This window comes from Mesorhizobium sp. M7D.F.Ca.US.004.03.1.1, from assembly GCF_003998635.1.
In the GTDB taxonomy this organism is placed as follows: Bacteria; Pseudomonadota; Alphaproteobacteria; order Rhizobiales; family Rhizobiaceae; genus Mesorhizobium; species Mesorhizobium loti.
The window spans coordinates 1-434 of record NZ_RZQG01001814.1 but is presented as its reverse complement, the minus strand read 5'-3'; the positions used below and the strand labels follow the sequence as shown (position 1 = coordinate 434).

Annotated in this window: 1 protein-coding gene; it reads left to right on the top strand. The window is 69.1% G+C overall.

From position 1 onward, the window contains the following. Nucleotides 1-250, top strand: a 250-nt coding sequence (locus tag EN935_RS40185) for a LysR substrate-binding domain-containing protein (RefSeq protein ID WP_245489202.1), incomplete at its 5' end; no start/stop codon positions are given. Nucleotides 251-434: the final 184 nt, after the last annotated feature.

Genomic DNA, 434 nt, shown 5'->3' with positions numbered 1-434 from the left:
GGCGCTCAGTGTCGATCTCCGAATGTCGCTGGTGGCGCGCGGCCACGGCATCGGCATCGTCACGCCGGGTGCCTTCGCCGACAGCCGCTGGCGCGACAGGGTGGAAGTCATCGATTGCCCGGACTTCAAGCCGCAAGTGCGCGCCTGGCTGCTGCACCGCCCGCCGGCCGGCCGGCTGAGCCGCCCGATCGCGCTGTTTCGCGACGCGCTGATCGAAGGGCTCGAGGTGCCGATGCCGCTGGTGTCGTAGAGCGGGGGTGGGGTAGCGCTAGGACCGTCTAGTCCCGTTCCGTCTCCAGCCGCTCGCGAAAATCGTCAAGCTCGGCCTGCGCGATGCCGGCGACTTCGGCGTTGGCGGGATAGCTGCCGCTCGCGACCTCGTTGCGGAAGCCCGACAAAGCTTCGACGCGCGCGTCCCTCACTGCCTTTTGCAG